This is a genomic window from Christiangramia portivictoriae DSM 23547 (genome assembly GCF_000423045.1).
Lineage (GTDB): Bacteria > Bacteroidota > Bacteroidia > Flavobacteriales > Flavobacteriaceae > Christiangramia > Christiangramia portivictoriae.
The window spans coordinates 769,976-788,388 of sequence record NZ_KE383971.1; the positions used below are offsets into that span (position 1 = coordinate 769,976).

Annotated in this window: 12 protein-coding genes; 6 read left to right on the forward strand and 6 right to left on the reverse strand. The window is 40.0% G+C overall.

Going from position 1 to position 18,413, the window contains the following annotated elements:
* Positions 1-921: a homoserine kinase gene (locus tag G529_RS0111905; RefSeq protein WP_026915746.1), complete on the forward strand. Its 921-nt coding sequence runs from the start codon at positions 1-3 to the stop codon at positions 919-921.
* Positions 918-2,216 carry a threonine synthase gene (thrC, locus tag G529_RS0111910; RefSeq protein WP_026915747.1) on the forward strand — a complete coding sequence of 433 codons (1,299 nt, stop codon included), beginning with the start codon at positions 918-920 and terminating at the stop codon, positions 2,214-2,216. Before G529_RS0111905 ends, thrC begins: the two co-directional genes overlap by 4 nt.
* On the opposite strand, the gene G529_RS0111915 is transcribed toward thrC, so the two are convergent.
* The 6 genes from G529_RS0111915 to proC all read right to left on the reverse strand — a co-directional run bounded on the left by G529_RS0111915 (position 2,213) and on the right by proC (position 10,764).
* Positions 2,213-3,703 (reverse strand): S10 family peptidase, encoded by a 1,491-nt coding sequence (locus G529_RS0111915; RefSeq protein WP_026915748.1) that lies wholly within the window; start codon positions 3,701-3,703, stop codon positions 2,213-2,215. The two genes, thrC and G529_RS0111915, sit on opposite strands and share 4 nt — an antisense overlap.
* Positions 3,704-3,737: 34 nt before the next feature.
* Entirely contained in the window at positions 3,738-5,741 is a 2,004-nt protein-coding gene (locus G529_RS0111920; protein ID WP_026915749.1) for a monovalent cation:proton antiporter family protein, read from the reverse strand.
* A 113-nt stretch (positions 5,742-5,854) separates the two neighbouring features.
* Positions 5,855-7,723: a M61 family metallopeptidase gene (locus G529_RS0111925; protein ID WP_026915750.1), complete on the reverse strand. Its 1,869-nt coding sequence runs from the start codon at positions 7,721-7,723 to the stop codon at positions 5,855-5,857.
* A 193-nt stretch (positions 7,724-7,916) separates the two neighbouring features.
* Positions 7,917-9,116, reverse strand: coding sequence for a glutamate-5-semialdehyde dehydrogenase (locus G529_RS0111930; RefSeq protein ID WP_026915751.1), 1,200 nt, complete (start codon positions 9,114-9,116; stop codon positions 7,917-7,919).
* 32 nt (positions 9,117-9,148) lie between these two features.
* A complete protein-coding gene (gene proB / locus G529_RS0111935) occupies positions 9,149-9,922 on the reverse strand; it encodes a glutamate 5-kinase (protein WP_026915752.1) in 774 nt (257 codons plus the stop codon).
* 35 nt (positions 9,923-9,957) lie between these two features.
* Complete coding sequence (gene proC, locus G529_RS0111940; protein WP_026915753.1) at positions 9,958-10,764, reverse strand: pyrroline-5-carboxylate reductase; 807 nt, start codon at positions 10,762-10,764, stop codon at positions 9,958-9,960.
* Positions 10,765-11,396: 632 nt separating this feature from the next.
* On the opposite strand from proC, the gene G529_RS0111945 reads away from it, so the two are divergent.
* The 4 genes from G529_RS0111945 to G529_RS0111960 all read left to right on the forward strand — a co-directional run bounded on the left by G529_RS0111945 (position 11,397) and on the right by G529_RS0111960 (position 18,411).
* On the forward strand, positions 11,397-15,026 hold the full coding sequence (locus G529_RS0111945; protein ID WP_026915754.1) for a CheR family methyltransferase: 3,630 nt from the start codon (positions 11,397-11,399) through the stop codon (positions 15,024-15,026).
* Between the two features lie 8 nt (positions 15,027-15,034).
* Positions 15,035-17,245, forward strand: a complete 2,211-nt coding sequence (locus tag G529_RS0111950) for an ATP-binding protein (protein WP_026915755.1) — start codon at positions 15,035-15,037, stop codon at positions 17,243-17,245.
* 61 nt (positions 17,246-17,306) lie between these two features.
* Complete coding sequence (locus tag G529_RS0111955; protein ID WP_026915756.1) at positions 17,307-17,873, forward strand: response regulator; 567 nt, start codon at positions 17,307-17,309, stop codon at positions 17,871-17,873.
* Positions 17,863-18,411, forward strand: a complete 549-nt coding sequence (locus G529_RS0111960; RefSeq protein ID WP_026915757.1) for a biliverdin-producing heme oxygenase — start codon at positions 17,863-17,865, stop codon at positions 18,409-18,411. Before G529_RS0111955 ends, G529_RS0111960 begins: the two co-directional genes overlap by 11 nt.
* Positions 18,412-18,413: the final 2 nt, after the last annotated feature.

Sequence of the window (18,413 nt, forward strand, 5' to 3'; positions counted from 1 at the left end):
ATGGAAGAAATAAAAATTTTTGCTCCGGCAACCGTTGCGAATTTATCCTGTGGTTTTGATGTCCTGGGATGTTGTTTACAAAATGTAGGTGACGAAATGCTGGTAAGGAAGAATGATCTCAAGGAAATTAGGATCACCAAAATTACCGGCGCCGATCTCCCATTGCAGATAGACAGGAACGTTGCGGGAGTAGCGGTACAGGCACTTATGGCAAGATTGGGCTCAAGACAGGGTTTTAATATCGAAATCGATAAAAAAATTCGATCTGGAAGTGGCATTGGAAGTAGCGCTGCAAGTGCTGCAGGAGCCGTTTATGCAGTGAATAAGCTACTGGATGAGCCTTTCACCAATAATGAATTAATTGAATTTGCGATGCAAGGTGAGTTACTTGCCAGTGGGAATGCTCATGCAGACAATGTCGCTCCGGCTCTTTTAGGTGGTTTTAGCCTGGTAAGAAGTTATGATCCACTGGAAATTCTGTCACTGCCTGCGCCTCCCGAGGTTAGAATGGTTATTCTGCATCCTATGATCGAAATCAAAACCAGGGATTCCCGGGCAATCATCAAACAGAATGTAACATTATCCTCCGCCATTGCTCAATGGGGTAATCTCGGTGCTTTTGTGAGTGCCTTGTACACCAGCGATTATGCGCTTATGGGTAGAAGTTTACACGACGCAATCGTAGAGCCTGTTCGATCCATTTTAATCCCTTATTTCGATGAACTCAAATTACTAGCTATGAACCATGCTGCACTTGGCTTCGGAATTTCGGGTTCGGGACCTTCGGTTTTTGCAATGTGCAAAGGGGATAGTGTTGCAGAGAAAGTACAGGGAGTTTTTGCTGATTTTCTTAAAGATAAGAAAATGGGTTACGAACTGCATGTTTCAGAAATCAATAAAACAGGAATCAGAATATTATGAAGTACTACAGTCTCAATAATAAGGAGCATTATAGCAATTTTGAAAACGCGGTCATTCGCGGCCTAGCTCCCGACAAAGGACTCTATTTCCCGGAAAGGATTCCGAAGTTATCGACAGGGTTTATAAGCAACCTGGGCAAACTGCATCCCACAGAAATTGGTATGCAGGTCATTTCAGAATTTGTTGACGACGAAATTCCAGCAACAGAACTTCAGAAAACCGTGGAAGAGACGCTTTCCTTTGAATTCCCGGTTAAAAAAATTGAAGACAGGGTTTCTGTACTGGAGCTATTTCATGGGCCAACCCTTGCTTTCAAGGATGTTGGTGCACGATTTATGGCAGGTAGTCTCGGTTATTTTATTAAGAAGGGAAATTTAGGAAAGGTTACCGTACTGGTGGCAACTTCAGGGGATACCGGTGGCGCCGTCGCAAATGGTTTCCTGGCTGTGGAAGGCATCGATGTGGTCATTCTCTATCCTAAAGGAAAGGTTAGCGAGATACAGGAAAAGCAACTAACCACATTGGGAGAGAATATACAGGCGATCGAAGTCGATGGAACTTTTGACGATTGTCAGGGTATGGTAAAAAAGGCATTTCTCGATCCTGAAATTACAGACCACCGGCAACTTACTTCTGCCAACTCGATCAATCTGGCCAGGTGGCTGCCACAAATGTTCTATTATTTTCTCGCCTACAGGCAATTAGAGACAAGCAGCAAATTAGCCTTTTCTGTACCAAGTGGAAATTTTGGAAATATTTGCGCCGGGCTTATGGCAAAAAAGATGGGATTACCAATACATAATTTTATTGCGGCCAACAACGCAAATGATACGGTAACCAGGTTTATGCAGTCTCAGGAATATCAGGCAAAGCAAAGTGTCCAGACTATTTCGAACGCCATGGATGTGGGAGATCCCAGTAATTTTGTTCGTATTCTTGAATTATTCGGGCATCATTTTCAGGATTTGAAAAAACACTTGTTAGCTATGAGTTATACCGATGCCCAGACAAATACAGCAATAAAAACTGTTTTTGATAACTGCAACTATTTAATGGATCCTCATGGTGCGGTAGGTTACCTGGGGCTAAAGGACTTTTTAGAGATCAATCCAGATTATCGGGGCGTATTTCTGGAAACTGCCCATCCGGTTAAATTCCTGGATACAGTAGAAAAAGCTTCCGGAGCAAAAGTAGATATTCCGCCATCTATAGCAAGCATTATGGATAAAAAGAAGAAATCCTTTCAGCTACGCACTTATGCTGAGCTAAAAGAATTTCTACTTGAAGTTGATTAATATTTAGCTGAATCTTCCTTTGCCGGGAGCGTTTTGACGATAAAATTGCGAAGATCTTCATTGGCTTTCTGGAGATCTTCGCTTCTCAGGTACATCATATGTCCACTACGATAGCCCTTGAAGCTAAGTCTGTCCTTCATTTTTCCGCTTTGATCCAATTGCCACATACTGTATTTCGCATTGAAATAGGTAGTAGCACCGTCATAATAACCAGATTGTATAAGAACATCGAGATTAGGATTTTGTGCCATAGCCTGTCTCAGCATTTCTCCGGAATTATTTCCACTACGATCCCATGGATGCACAGGACCAAACATAAAGTATTTTAGATCTGTTTTGAACTGGAGATCGTTTCTCAAATAATGATTGATCGCCGGAGTAAAGGAATGTAACCAGGAAGTTAGCTCTGAGTTGTAATCTGGTGAATCCCCTGAGTCCTTGGCATCCAGTCCCTTATATCGTGAGTCCAGTCGGCCAACGGTATATCCTTCTTTATCTCTTAAAAGTTCTTTCCAGAAATACTGAAATGGAACTTCCATATTATTCTGTAGTATAACTTCTTTATTGATCCCGGAATAATCAGACATTTTTGTGGCAACCTCGTCCTTTTTTCCGGCGTCCACAAAACCACCCTTCATAAGAACCGGCAAAAGCTCGTTGATCGCATAGTTTTCTACTTCCGGAAGTAACTCTTCCAGGTCTTTTTGCTGCAATTCTGAAGGCAACATTTTATGATACCAGGCAGCTGCAGCAAAGTAAGGAATCCTGTTCGCTATTTCCACCGGGCCTTCGCGATCTATACCAATTTCTGTTGGAGATACCAGGATCACGCCGTTTAAGTACATCCACTGGCTATTTTGCAGTTCGAGCGCCAGTCCCGAAACCCGGGTGGTACCATAACTTTCACCAATTAAATATTTTGGGGACAACCACCTGTTCTTCCTTGTCACAAAAGTATTGAGCCATTCTGCCAGGTACCTGATATCTGCCTGAACCCCAAAGAATTTTTCTTTATCTACCTTGCCCTCAGCATCTGGGATGGGTCTTGAAAACCCAGTGTTTACAGGATTTACATAGACGATATCTGCCACATCCAGAATGGAATGAGGATTCTCCTTGATCCCGTAAGGCTGCACTGGAAAACCTTCATCATCGATCTTCAGAACTCTGGGACCAGTATAGGCAATATGCATCCATACAGAAGCTGAACCTGGTCCGCCATTAAAGGAAATGACCAGCGGGCGATCTTCTGTATTCGTAATATTTTTGCGCTTATAATAGGTATAGAAAAGACTCGCAACCGGATCTCCGCTTTCGTTCCAGAGAGGCATCATCCCTGTTTCTGCAGTATAGTCGATCGATTTACCTTTAATTTTTACCGAATGGTTTGTGGTTACCATAGTATCCTGAGGAACTTCGACTTTTTGCGCCACTGCCATCAATGAGAAGAACGACATGGCTAGAAAGAGAAACTGAATATTTTTCATTTAATATAAATTTATTGATGGATAAGTAATTTAGTTAGAAAGAGAGCTGATCATTTAGATGATTAATGTTGCCGGGATGACCAAAAAGGTATAAAAGGTCGCCTTGTTCAATGATCGTTTGCGGCGAAATTTCGGTCAAATAGCGGCGGTCTCTCTGGATTGCCAGTAAAGTAACCTGAAAATTCTTGCCGATTCCGGAATCCTCGATAGACTTCCCAACAATCTGCCGGTTGTCCCGATTCACCTTTAAGGTTACGATCTCTCTGTTTGGTATGTTCAAATGTTGCAGGGCAGGGGAGTGTGGCCTTTTTTTCATGGAGGTGAGCATCTCGTAATCTGAAGATCGTATCTGGTTGATAAACTCCTGGATCTCATCAAATGGCACCAGATATTTTTTAAGGACCCTGGTAAAAATTTCAATGGAAGTTTCAAATTCTTCCGGAATCACCTCGTCTGCTCCAAGTTTTAGAACTTCTTCCATTTCCTTGACATACTTCGTGCGAACGATTATGGTTGCCGTTTTTGTCAATTGTCTGATAGATGTAAGCATTTTCCTGGTCGCGCCAGGGTCTGATATGGCGATTACAATGACCCTTGCTTCCTGCACATGTGCGTGTTTAAGGATTGTTGTATTAATGGCATCCCCAAAGATCACTGGCTCCTTTAGTTCTTTTGCCTTATCAAAGGCTTCAGGATTAGCGTCAATGATCACATAAGGAATTTCAGCTTTTTGGGCCGCTTTGGATATATTGGAACCATTAATCCCGTAACCAATAAGGACCAGATGATCCTTCAGATTCTCCTCGGAAAATTCTTCGTCTGCCTTGGCACTTCTCTTTATATTTTCCAATCTTTTTCTTACTGCTGGTGGAATTGGTGCCTTCAGAAGCGCATAAGTGATCCTGGGAGCAGATTCTATGAGAAAAGGAGTAATTCCCATGGTAATGATTGAAATAGCCAGGAAATACTGGTAAATATTTTCGGGAATGATACCGCTTTCCTTTCCTACTCCGGAAAGCAACAAAGAGAATTCACCAACCTGGAAAAGACTGAAGATCGCAAGAAACATGGTTCTGGCTGGGAATTTCAGGACGAGTACCGTAACCCCGATAACGAGCATTTTCAGTAAAACTACTGCGAGCACAAGGCCAATGATGATTAGAATATTTTCAGCAAAGAAATCAAGATTGAGCAGTGTACCTACTGAGATAAAGAAAAAGCTTATGAATATTTCTCTAAAAGGTAATACGTTTGCTGTCGCCTGATGACTGTAATCTGATTCAGAAATAATGAGTCCGGCAAAAAACGCTCCCAAAGCTAATGACAAACCTACTGTGGAAGTTAGCCAGGCTACTCCAAAACAAAATACCACCACCGTAAGTATGAATAATTCCTGGTTCTTAGTTTTTACCACCCATCCAAAGATCTTTGGAGCTACGTAGCGAGCTAGAATATAGACGATCACCAGGACAAGTAAGATCTTTAAGATCATGATCCCTACAGTTGCAAGAATGTTTGGAGTCTCTCCGGCCAGTAAAGGTGTAAACAGCATCATGGGAACTACCACGATATCCTGAAATATTAGAATTCCCAGGCCTATCTTCCCATGCGGAGTAGAAATTTCCCCTTTTTCCTGCAACAATTTTAATACAATCGCTGTACTACTCAAGCTAAATAGAAATCCAAGAAAAATAGAGGTGTTTAATGGTAATCCCAGTGCAGTCGAGATACCCGCAGTGGCTAGGATGGTACCTCCTACCTGTAAACCACCTCCAAGGAATATGATGTTTTTGATGGATGCAAGGCCTTTTAATGATAGTTCGATCCCAATGACGAAAAGCAGGAAAATGATGCCGATTTCTGAAAGCAATTCCACATCATGCTGGGAACTTATCAGGTTAAAAGCATGAGGGCCGGCAATGATCCCTGCAAGAAGAAATCCCAGGATTGCGGGCAATTTCAGCTTTTGGAAAACAAGAATGATCACGATCGATAATCCTAATATGATGACAATATCCTGTAGGATTGGAATTTCCATATTCTGGCTGGTTAATTAGATTCTAAAGATAAAAATAATGCAAGAGTGACTCGAGGTTTTAAATAAAAAAAGCGGCAGTAAAACTGCCGCTCTATATCAGTATCTGGATTTGATCAACCCTTCAACCAGGCATTTCGCAATTCTATTTTATCACCATCTGCATTCTGAACTTCACTCAAAGTCATTTGCTTATCCATAGGCGTGGCAACCTTTGCTTTTAATTCCATCTCTTCATCATTTCTAAGGATGGTCATGCTAAAGTCATCTCCATCTTTCCATTCCTGTGACTTACGAATAAGATCATAAACATTCTGAATGGTATAATTCTCTCCGTTTACAGATTTTATCACATCTCCACCTTGGACTCCCAGCTCTTTCAGGAAAGTGTTCATTTCTGTATCCTCCCGAAAGATGATCTGCATGGTTTCCTGGTTTGCGGTAATATAGGGTTGCTGCCCGTTCAGGAAGAAACCAACTTCTGCCATCTGCTCCTGTTCCTCAATTCCAGCTTTCGCAAAAAACTCGTCATACGGAATTGGAGTTTTACCAGTAACATACATATCAAAGAAATTCTGAATTTCAGGATAGGTAAGTTCAACGATCGTAGGAATCAATTCATCATCATTAAAAGGTTTGTCCTTTCCATACCTGGCGTTTAGTTGCTTCATAAGATCCAGAATACCCATATTCCCGCCGCTAAGCTCTCGAAGCCTTATGTCAAGTGCCATACCAATAAGAGCTCCTTTAAGGTAAACGTTGTAATAGGAATCTTTATACTCATCTGTAAGAATGTTTTCACTCATAACAGTAAAAGGAACTGTATCATCAAATCTTTTCGAAGTTGAAATCTTTTGATTCATTCGGCTATAGAACTCTTTGTTATCTATAAGACCTTGATTAACCTGGAAAAGATTGGCGAAGTACTCTGTCACTCCTTCGTAAAGCCACAGGTGTTGAGACATTTCGGGATCATTATAATCAAAATAATGAACCTCGTTTGAATGGATTCCGAGCGGAGTAATGATATGGAAAAACTCGTGTGATACAATATCGGTCATGCTCTTATCCAGCGATGAAGCATCCATGGATTCAGGCATTACGACCACCGTTGAGGTATGATGCTCCAGAGCTCCGTAATTAGAAGCGTCTCCTTCACCTTCAGAAAGGTATACAAGAATGGCATATTTATCTGTGCTGTTAATATCACCAAGAAATTTTTTCTGCGCTCGAATCATTTTCTCCATTCCTGGTCTTAATGTTTGAGCTGAATGTTTTTCGTTTGGTGAATATACACTCAGTAAAACCTGCATGTTTTCTACCATAAAACTGGTAGTATCTGGTCTTGAATACATGATCGGGTTATCGATCACTTCAAAATATCGATCAAGATTATAGACATCTGTCTTGGAGTTTCCAGCTTCAGAATTTTTAGTGGAAGCAATGGTAAGTGAGGTTCCAGCCACTAGATCTTTAGGACGTATAATCTCCAGCTGGTATTTCTTTTCAGTCATGCCATTAAAGTAACCAACAAAACCGTGCAAATTCAGAAGAAAATTTCGGTCTTTAAGAATATTTGTGCCAGCCATGGAATAAACACCGCCTTCTTCTTCCCAGTCGAAGGAATCGTTTACCAGGTACATGACCTTATCCAGATTTTCGGCTTTTTCGATCTTATAACTATTGTCATCAATCTTTTCAAAGCTAAGCTCATTACCTTTATAATCGATAGCCTTAAAAGATTCTGTAAATTTTCCGTAGTTATCTTCGGAATAGGTTCCAGGTACAGTTTTAGGAATATTAAATATCGTAGAGGCTGTTTTAAATTCTGCCGGGTCTACCGTTACCCAAACTTTATCATTTTCCACATTCACCAGGTCAAGTTGTGCCATTATGGGTGCTTCAACGGCAGACTGGGGATTTTTCTGAGTCTTACATGCAAATAACATCGAAGCTGCTGCCAGACCCATTACTAATTTTTTCATATCTGTTTTTTAATGTCTGTTTATAAGACTGAACAGTCTCTCAAACGTTACAGTTATTGGATTAATTATATGGATGATTTGAATATTCTGAATTATAAGAATATAAAAATGTACAATTTTTGACAAATTCAATTTTATTTATAAACTAAAAAGCCCGGCAATTGCCAGGCTTTTTAATTAAATTTGGATGTGATTATACTCTTACGTGACCATCACCTAATACATAATATTTATTGGTTACCAGCTGCTTAAGACCTAATGGTCCTCGGTGATGCAGCTTGTCGGTTGAAATCGCAAGTTCAGCTCCAACTCCCATTTGACCTCCATCGGTAAATCGCGTGGAAGCATTATGATAAACTGCTGCTGAATCTACCTGCTCCATAAAGGTAATTGCTTCATCCTTGTCTTTAGTGATAATAGAAGCAGAGTGCCCTCCGGAATACTGATTGATCTTTTCAATAGCATTTTCAAGTCCGTCTACGGCTCCTATGACAATCTTCATGGCTAGAAACTCTTCGTACCAGGTATCTTCAGATGGAACTTTCGTTTGATCTTTAAGAACTTCTGCAACCTTTTCATCTACGAGAATTTCAACTTTATTGTCGCTAAATAGGTCCTGTAATTCCTTCAGTTTAGATTCATACCCATCTATATTGGTCTCGATAAGCACTTTGTCCAGAGCATTACAACCTGAGATCTTATCGATCTTGGCGTTTAGCATTACTTTTTTAGCGACTTCGAAATCGGCATTTTTGGATACATACAGGAAGTTATTTCCTCTCCCGGATACCAGGACTGCCCCGGTTGCATGTTCCTTCACAAATGCGATCAATCGCTCGCCTCCACGTGGCACAATAAGATCTAATTGTTCTGGTGGATTCTTCAGAAATTCCTGAGTTTCGGTTCTATCCAGATGTAAAAGCTTGATCCATTCTTTGCCAAGTCCGTTTTCCTCAAGAGCTTCATGCCAGCATTCTTCCAGAATCTTATTGCTCTCTATAGCTTCTTTACCTCCTTTAAGATAAATTTTATTATTTGCCTTGAATGCAAGAACTGCTGCTTCAATAGTCACATCTGGTCTGGATTCATATATGATCATGATATTTCCAAACGGAGCAGTTTTATTGGTAATGTCCAGCCCGGTATCCAGTTTTCTATGTTCGATCACCTGGCCTACGGGATCATCCTGTTCCATGACTTCCTTAACAGACTGAATCATGCCATCCACTTTTTTCTCATCCACGATCAAGCGATCATACATGGCCTGATCATCTTTACTAAAAGCGTCAAGATCTTTCTTATTGGCTGCTATGATTTCCTGGCGTCTTCTATCCAGGATATTCATCATAGACTTTAATACATTATTTTTAGTATCTGTTTTTATCAACTTCATTTCTTCGTTTCTTTAAGATTATTAATTGGTTGTTATGAGGTAAACTTGGTTCCCACAGGCTTTCCGGCCATAATGTCCAGAATCACATCTTCACGTTTACCATTAGCGATATAAGTCTCGATGTTTTTGGCTGCAGTTCCTTTGGCGATCTTAATTTTGGATTCCATTCCTCCACGTCCTTCGCCTTCACCTTTTTCAGACTGCTGAACGTATTTTTCTACATTCTCATCGATCTGAACTTTATTCAGTTTTTCTGAATCATCGTGTTCAGGATGACCAGTATAAAGACCATCTGTGTCGCTAAGGATGATCAGCTTTTCAGCACCTATCAATTCAGCAACAAGACTGGCTAATTCATCATTATCGGAGAACATGGACATAGTTACCGAAACAGCATCATCTTCATTGGCAATTGGAATAATACCTTCAGACAATAAAGATTCATAGCAATTGATCATGTTCTCACGGTGGATTCCCGGGCTAAAATCTCTTTTGGTTGCTAAAACCTGTGCGCATCGCATTCCGTAGTCATGAAAGATGCTATAGTAGTGGCGCATCATTCTAGGTTGCCCTACAGAAGAGTATACCTGTCTTCGTTTACTTTCATCCTGAATATTAATTTGTCCCAGAATCTCTTTCCCTGCAATTGCAGATCCTGAAGAAACTAGCACAACCATGATATCTTCTTCATATAAGGTGGCAATCTGTCGCACCAAACTTTTCAAAATAGGTCCCAAAATTCGGTTGTCTTTGTTGGTCATTACATTAGTTCCAACTTTTACGACAATTCTTCTTTTCTTATCCATTATAGATGTTTTGGTTATCTGGTTTAGTTAGTTATTTATTTTCCTTCTCCTAGTTCAACGGCTCTGTCGAAAGCCGCATAAGCAGCCTCTTTGATAAGCTCTTTCACATTGTTGTCATCCATGGAATCCAGAGCAGCCCTGGTTGTTCCACCTTTAGAGGCAACGCGGTCCATCCAGGTATCAGGACTCAGGTCATTCTGATTGAATAGTTCCACGGCTCCTTCGAATGTTTGGCTTACCAGTACTTTTGAATCATTCTTGCTGAAGCCCATTTTTCTGGCAGCTTCCAGCATGGAGTTCATAAAATAGAATACATAGGCAGGTCCGCTTCCTGATATTCCGGTAGATGCATCGATATAATTCTCGTTTTTCACGTGAATGGATTCACCAGTGGTATCCAGTAAGTTTCGAACCATTAAAAGTTCTACTCTTGAAACTTCCGCAGATTCTGTATATGAAGTTACACCTTTTCCAACCTGCGCTGGCAGGTTAGGCATAGACCGAACTACTTTTTTAATACCGAGTCCATTCTGTATTTTCTCGATAGTAACACCTGCCATTAAGGATACAAATATTTGATCCTTATTGACCATAGATTTCATTTCCTCAAAAAGCTCCTCACAGTGATAAGGCTTAACGGCGACAAAAACCATATCAGCCTGGGGCAGGCATTCCTCTAGGGATTCGTAAACATCGAAGTGATCCAGATCTCTAAGTCTCGCAATCACATCTGCTGATTTATCGAATACCATAAGATTTCTTCTGTTGAGCATTGCAGATTGTGCCATCCCTTCAGCGTAAGTTAATCCCATGTTTCCTGCTCCAATTACTAATGTTTTCATTTTTGATTTTTTAATTCAAATAATTTCGACTTCCTGTCGAACGATTTCAGCCTATTAGCTGCAATTACCATGCGATACGATCAGAATTGTGTATATCAGGCTTGGTTAGCACCCCAATTTACCCAGATTCCTCAAAAATTTGCATTAACAAAAACTTAAAATGAGATTATCAAATTCTAAAAATTAGTTGAAGTATTCTCAGTTATTGAAATCTCTGAGTTCGTTGAATTCATTTATTCCTAAGGATAAAGGGTAAGTACTACGAGTTTAAAAATTACAAATTGGTTCTATTAGGAGTAAAGCGTTTAAATATCCTAAAATTGTGTTAAACACTGTATTCTAAATTAAGCTTTCCGCAAATATGGCAAAGAACTGTTATAATGGCAGAACTTGTGCAAGTCAGAGAAAATAAGGGATGAGCGAAGCATCACTGTAAATAATTTAAAATCTGACACTCGAAAACGGTCATAAGTGCCATAAACACTACTCATTTGACTTAACAATTGTGTCATTCCCGCTACTATAATTGGATAATTTTCTTTATAATTACGAAATGCTAAAAGCCCTAGTGGCTATTCTTTAACTATCTACTACTCAGATTAATGAAAAGTACCGGAGAACGCTCAAGTGTTATGTCTGATTCAAAAACTGTAAAAGAACAAACCCGTATCATTGCCGTAGGGGCAAGCGCTGGTGGTCTGGAAGCTCTAAAAGCCTTTTTTGAAAGTATTGAAGCCAGTGATGTTAACGCCTATGTGGTGATTCAACACCTGTCTCCAGATTACAAAAGTATGATGGCCGAGTTACTGAAAAAGAATTCCAAATTGCCGATCATACAAATTGAAAATGAGATGGAGGTAAAACCTGGTCATGTTCATTTAATACCTCCGGCGAATAACCTTAAACTGGATGGTGATCGATTAATTCTTACAGATAAACCTAAGAATCAAACTCTTAACCTTCCTATAGATATTTTCTTTGAATCACTCGCATCTCAAAGAAAAGAAAAAGCTATTGGGGTTATCCTAAGTGGAACCGGAAGTGATGGCACACGTGGCGTACGAGCGCTCAAGGAAAACGACGGTATGGTCATGGTACAGGAACCTGATGAGGCGAAATTTGATGGTATGCCTATAAGTGCTATCAATACCGGGCTGGTAGACTATGTGCTTTCGGTAGATGATATGGGGCAGGAACTCAAGCGTTTCATTACAACTCCTCCAATTTTTCATTCTGAAGAAGGGGATGCAGATTTTGATGAAACCGAATTCAATAAGATCCTGAATTACGTAGACGAAAAATCAGGCCTGGACTTTAGAGAATACAAGTATGCTACTTTGGCGAGAAGGATCGCGAGAAGGGTAAATATTTCCAACTGTAATAATCTGAATGGTTATTTTGACTACTTGCAGAAAAACGATGAGGAAGTAGAAATTTTGTACAGGGAATTTCTGATTGGTGTCACTAAATTCTTCCGGGATGAGGAGGTTTGGAGTATTCTCAAAGACGAGATATTCCCGGAAATAATTCGGAATAAGGAGAACGGAGATGTACTCAAGATCTGGGATGTTGGATGTAGCACCGGCGAAGAGGCCTACTCATTCGCCATGTGCCTGCACGAAGAAATGAACCGGCAGGAAAAGAACATTGAGATCAAGATTTTTGCAACAGATATTTCACAGGCCCACCTGGATATTGGAAGTAAAGGACTTTATCCGGAGAGTATCGTAGCAGATGTACCAAAAGAACTTTTACTCAAATATTTTCTAAGTAAATCTGAAGGATATCAGGTTTCAGATAAATTACGTAGATCTGTCATCTTTTCTCAGCATAACATAATCAAGAACCCGCCTTTTAGTAATATGGATATGGTGGCGTGTCGAAATCTTTTGATCTATTTCCAGAATAGCATTCAGAAGAAAGCTATGAATATGCTTCATTACGCTTTGAAGCGGGAAGGCATACTGGTTCTGGGAACCAGTGAGAATCCGCATACACTCAAAGATCATTTTTCAGACGTAAGCAGGAAATGGAAGATTTTCAGAAACAAATCTGTTAGAAAAAGAATTAATGATGGTATAAGTCACGCGAACCAATCAAACCCCGAAAATTCAAGGATTCTGGAAAACAATGCGAAACGTGATCGTAAAAATCGCCGGGCTCAGGTAAATCCAATTCGCCAAAAACTGCAGCTGGAGCTAAATGAAGCGATTCTGGAGCAATTTGGAGGTGCTGCGGTATTTGTGGATAGCGATTACAACATTTTACAAGCTGTAGGTGAATTCCGAAAATATGCATCCCTGCCAACAAGTGGTTTCTCCATCAATTTACTGGACATGCTTGACAGCAGTCTGAAATATGTGATACAGTCCACTTTCAGGAAAGCTCTTGATACAGGAGAAACATCGATATATAAAGATGTGGTCATTGAAAAGGAAGAGCAGAATATTGGTGTAGATATTATCATTAAACCACTTCAGGAATATTCTCTTGAGGGTGAGGTGAATTATGTCATTACTTTTATTGAAAAGGAATTAGACCTGGCCACGGTCAAGGAAGTGGAAAAGGTAAGTCCTTCCAGCCAGACTAAGGAATACGTAAGCAATCTGGAAAATGAATTGAAGCGTACCCGAGAAGATCTTCAAACTTCGCTGGAAGAGATTGAGACCAGTAATGAAGAACTTCAGGCAGCGAATGAAGAATTACTGGCATCCAATGAAGAACTTCAAAGTACCAATGAAGAACTCCAAAGTGTAAATGAGGAGATTAATACGGTCAACGCAGAGAATGTTCAGAAAATGGATGATCTCGCGGCTCTAAATGCCGATATGAACAACCTGCTCAAGAGCACGGATATAGGGGTGATCTTCCTCGATTCAGAATTCAACATCAGGAAATTTACTCCCGCTATTAAAAGGCATTTCAGTCTGTTGAACGGTGATATAGGAAGACCCATCGATAATTTTACAAATAGCTTTGGCCTTACCCGTAGACGAAGTTTTATAGATCGTTGTAAACGCGTACTGCAAAGTGGGAAAGTACTGGAAAAACACATAGTTTCCAGAGAAGGACGAAATTACCTGCAACGTATTTCACCATATTTTAATTCTGAAAATGAAAAAGATGGTGTGGTTATTTCTTTTATCGATATCGAAAGCATTCAGAAATCCAAGGAGAAACTGGCCGCCAGTGAAAAGCGATTCAGATCATTCTACGAAGATGATCCAGTACTGCATTTAAGTGTTGATCCTAAGTCATCAGAGATTGTTCAGTGTAATCGCAAGGCGGTACAAAGGCTAGGTTATAAAGAGAAGGATGAAGTTGTTGGTCGATCAATTCATGAGTTTTTTGATAAGGAGGCGAAGATTTCGTCGATGAAGTTAAAATCAAACATTAAAAAATCTGGCGAGATTACCAATGTTGAGCAGAATATGATCACTAAAAGTGGTAAAATATTACCGGTGATCCTCAATGCCACGGCTGAAAAAGATGAAGCTGAAAACCTTAAAACCATCAGGTATACCTGTGTAGATATTTCAGCTTTGAAAAAAGCCGAAGCCAAACTTCAGGAGCAAAAAAGTGATCTGGAAAGAGCGAACCGGGACCTGGAGCAATTCGTGTCGATTTGTTCCCATGACTTGCAGGAGCCGCTGGCAACGATCAAATTTGGTAGTGATGTGCTGGGTAAAATGTATGCCAAACATCTGGATGAAAAAGGAGAAAACTATATCAAATACATCAAAAATGCTTCAGACAGACTTTCGGCGCAGATCAAAGCACTTCTAGAGCATTCCAGAATTGGCAAAAATGGAGCGAAAGAACTGGTTGATGTTAAGGAAGTGGTGGAAATCGTAAAATACGACCTTGGCAAAAGTATTAGAGATACAGATGCAAAAATCAATGTAGGAACGATGCCACAAATAATGGGATATGAGGTTGAACTTAGGTTACTGTTCCAGAACTTGATTAGCAATGCCATCAAATATGTTCCAAAAGAACGTGATCCGGAGATTAGAATTTCCTCTTACCGTGAGAACGATTACTGGGTGTTTTCTATCATGGATAACGGTGTTGGAATTTCTAAGGAAGATCAGAAAAATATATTCACCATATTCAACCGTGTGCCTGGAAATGAAGATATGGAAGGCACTGGAGTTGGACTTGCACACGTAGAAAAGATTGTACTGCTACATGAAGGAACCATCTGGGTGGATTCCCAGGAAGGTGTAGGGAGTACATTTTATTTCAAATTGAAAGCCTAAAAAATTTAATGATAAAGGAAGATAAGTACCCGGTAGAAGTTGATCTAAGTAGCTGCGAAAAAGAGCCTATACATATTATTGGAACTACGCAGTCACATGGCCTCTTGATCGCCTCTAATGTTAAAACAGGACAGATCACTCAGGTTGGTGAGAACGCCGGTGCAATTATAGGAGTTGATTCTGAAGATCTACTGAAGCTCAATATTTCTGAAGTTTTATCTTCTGAAGTACTTCAGAAGATCAACGAATCTCTGCAAAAGGATGAACGACTGGAAGTTACAGAAACCAGTCTGAATGGCCAGAATTTCATCATTATTCCACATATAAGTGGAGACTCCCTTGTGCTTGATATTGAACCAGTCCATCAGAAAAAGGATACGTTTAATTTTCAGAATGAACTATCAAGTTTGCTCAATACGCTGGCTGCCAGCAAGGATGCTCAGCAACTTTGCCAGGATGCCGCAGATTTAACTCGTGAAATTTTTGAGTACGACCGGGTAATGGTTTATAAGTTTGATGACGAGTGGAATGGAAAAGTCATCGCCGAGGCAAAGAAGGAGGATCTGGAGACTTTTCTTGGGCTCCAATATCCGGCAAGTGATATTCCAAAACAGGCCAGGCAGTTATTCTTTAAGAATAAGGTACGTATCATCTCAGATGTAAATTACGCCCCGGTTAAAATAACTCCAATGCTTGATCCGTCGGGTGATCCACTGGATATTTCCAAATCTAAATTAAGAGGCGTATCTCCAATTCATATCGAGTATCTTCAGAATATGGGTGTTGGATCAAGTCTTACTGCTGCTTTGATAAGTAATGGGAAACTATGGGGATTACTGGCCTGTCATCATTCCGAAGCAAAATTTATTAACTATTACCAAAGGCAGACCTGCGAGTTCCTTATTCAGATATTTTCCAATGAACTATCTCTGAAAAGTTCAAATAAATATATTCAAAAACTTGAAGAAATAGAAGAAGTTGCCAATAGTTTAATGGATCAGGTCATACGTCAAGATTCAATTAAAAAAGGTTTAAGCCAGTCTGAAACCAATATAACGAGCCTTATGAATGCTTCAGGAGCAGCTATTGTACTCGATGGTAAGATTAAACTGGTAGGAGATGCCCCGACGAAAAAAGAGGTGAAGTCCCTCATTAAGAAATTTTTAAGTAAAAAAACGGACAAAGTATTTCAAACTAAAAATCTTTTAAAATTTTATCCTGAAGCCAAAGCGTTCACCAGGAACGGGTCGGGAATATTAAGCACCAGGCTCGGCAATGACCATAAGAACTATATCATCTGGTTTCGCCCGGAAGTTATTCAGCAGGTTTCATGGGGTGGAGATCCTAACAATAAAGCACAGTACGATGCAGAGAAGGAGCGACTTACGCCGCGCAAATCTTTTGAGAAATGGACCGAGGAACTGAGTGGTGTATCGAAAGTCTGGGAGGATTACGAAATCAATGGTGCCAAAAAGCTGAGTGAGAACATCAGTTATATAATTCTTGATAATCAAAAGCGCAGTATCGATAACCTAAATGAAAAGCTGGTTGCTGCACACCGTGAACTGGAATTATTCAGTCAGGGACTATCTCATGACCTTAAAGCGCCACTTCGGGGTGTAGATGGTTATGCTCATATCTTAAAGGAAGATCATTTTACAAATCTTGATAAGGAAGGTAGAATGGCAGTAGACACCATATTATCTTCAGTACAGGAGATGCAGGATCTTATCGATAATATTCTGTCTTTTGCAGGTGTTTCCAACAAAGACATTAATAAACAGGTAGTATCTACAGATACTATGGTAAAAGATATAATTCGATCCTTCAATATAAAGTCCAACTATAGTAATACTTCTGTAAGCATTGATGAATCCTTGCCAAAAATGATGGGAGATAAAAGAATGCTAAGTCAGGTATGGTCCAATCTTATTGCGAATGCCCTGAAGTACAGTGAAAGAGCTTCCCAGCCATCTATAGAGATTTCATATACCTTGCAAGGCAACAAAACCGTTTATTGCATTAAAGACAACGGGATTGGTTTCGATCCAAAATACAGTGAAGATATTTTTAACCTGTTTTCAAGGCGTTCCGGAGATAATTACCAGGGAACGGGAATTGGACTGGCCATCGTAAAGAAGATCATCGAGAAGCATAATGGTGAGATATGGGCTGAGAGTCAACCGGGTAGCGGTTCCACTTTCTATTTTTATGTCTGATTATACCCAATTGTTTCTTAACAACTTTTAGAGTATTTTCGCCTTTGATATAAGCGTAATCATGATCCATAGAAAACTAAACATACTGCTGGTTGAAGACAATGAGAACGATATTTTTCTCATCAAGCGGCAACTCAACAAGATTGTTGAAGAACCCGTCATAGAGACCACTGATAATCTTCAGGATTTCAAAAGGCTGCTTTCCAACTTCGCGCCAGATGTTGTGCTTTCTGACTACAATTTGCCCGAATGTACAGGTCTGGACGTTTTGACGACTGTGCAGGAACTTGACGATACCATTGGTTTTATCTTTATTACCGGAACCATTCATGACGAAGAATTAGCTGCAAACACGATTTTAAGCGGTGCCTCGGGCTATATTCTTAAAAAGCACATGAATAACCTGGGTGAAAAGCTGGAACCTTTATTGAAGAAGATTGTGATCAATATGACCTCTAAGAAGGAACTTAGAAACATGATTCGTCAAAACAAAATAACGGTTAATAAGATTTATGATTACCTGGATAAAATGAACTCTGAAGACCAGGCTCAAAAGGAGAATATCAATAAGATCAGGGAAGCGATTGGTAACTTTGACATAAATAGAACAGAGAGTGATGCTGGATAGACTGCGGGAAGCAACCAAAGCCCAACATGAGGCGTTAGAGGGTGAAAACCTGGCAAATAAAATCATGGATCATACAATTACTGAAGCTGAATATCAATTGTTGTTACTTCAGAATTTTGCGGCTTATGCTGCTACAGAGGAAGCGATCGCTCCCCATTTATCAAGTTATTCTTCAACGAAAACTGAGGCGATTAAACTAGATCTTGAAAGCCTTGGTGTCGCTACTGCTGCAACCAGCCTCGAGTTTGAGTGCAGTAATGAGGCAGAGGCTATAGGCGCGGCATACGTGGTGGAAGGCTCAGTAATGGGCGGACTTATGATTGGAAAAGAACTGAAAAATTGTCCTCATCTGGCGCATCTGCCTGAACAAAACTTCTTCAGTGGAAAGCGAGACCAGGTTAAAAGCTGGAACGAATTCTTAAAGTTTCTGCGGAAGAGAGATTTTTCAGAAGATGAAAAAAGTATGGCAGCGAAAAAAGCCCAGCAAACTTTTGACCTGTTCGAAGAAGCATTTAAAATTGAATTAATAAAATTATAAAG

Bases quoted from the DNA above. Each gene is read 5' to 3' on its own strand.
- G529_RS0111905 (WP_026915746.1), top strand. From the start codon at position 1: ATGGAAGAAATAAAAATTTTTGCTCCGGCAACCGTTGCGAATTTATCC.
- G529_RS0111915 (WP_026915748.1), bottom strand. From the start codon at position 3,703: ATGAAAAATATTCAGTTTCTCTTTCTAGCCATGTCGTTCTTCTCATTG.
- proB (WP_026915752.1), bottom strand. From the start codon at position 9,922: ATGGATAAGAAAAGAAGAATTGTCGTAAAAGTTGGAACTAATGTAATG.
- G529_RS0111945 (WP_026915754.1), top strand. From the start codon at position 11,397: ATGTCTGATTCAAAAACTGTAAAAGAACAAACCCGTATCATTGCCGTA.
- G529_RS0111925 (WP_026915750.1), bottom strand. From the start codon at position 7,723: ATGAAAAAATTAGTAATGGGTCTGGCAGCAGCTTCGATGTTATTTGCA.
- G529_RS0111920 (WP_026915749.1), bottom strand. From the start codon at position 5,741: ATGGAAATTCCAATCCTACAGGATATTGTCATCATATTAGGATTATCG.
- thrC (WP_026915747.1), top strand. From the start codon at position 918: ATGAAGTACTACAGTCTCAATAATAAGGAGCATTATAGCAATTTTGAA.
- G529_RS0111950 (WP_026915755.1), top strand. From the start codon at position 15,035: ATGATAAAGGAAGATAAGTACCCGGTAGAAGTTGATCTAAGTAGCTGC.
- G529_RS0111960 (WP_026915757.1), top strand. From the start codon at position 17,863: ATGCTGGATAGACTGCGGGAAGCAACCAAAGCCCAACATGAGGCGTTA.
- proC (WP_026915753.1), bottom strand. From the start codon at position 10,764: ATGAAAACATTAGTAATTGGAGCAGGAAACATGGGATTAACTTACGCT.
- G529_RS0111955 (WP_026915756.1), top strand. From the start codon at position 17,307: ATGATCCATAGAAAACTAAACATACTGCTGGTTGAAGACAATGAGAAC.
- G529_RS0111930 (WP_026915751.1), bottom strand. From the start codon at position 9,116: ATGAAGTTGATAAAAACAGATACTAAAAATAATGTATTAAAGTCTATG.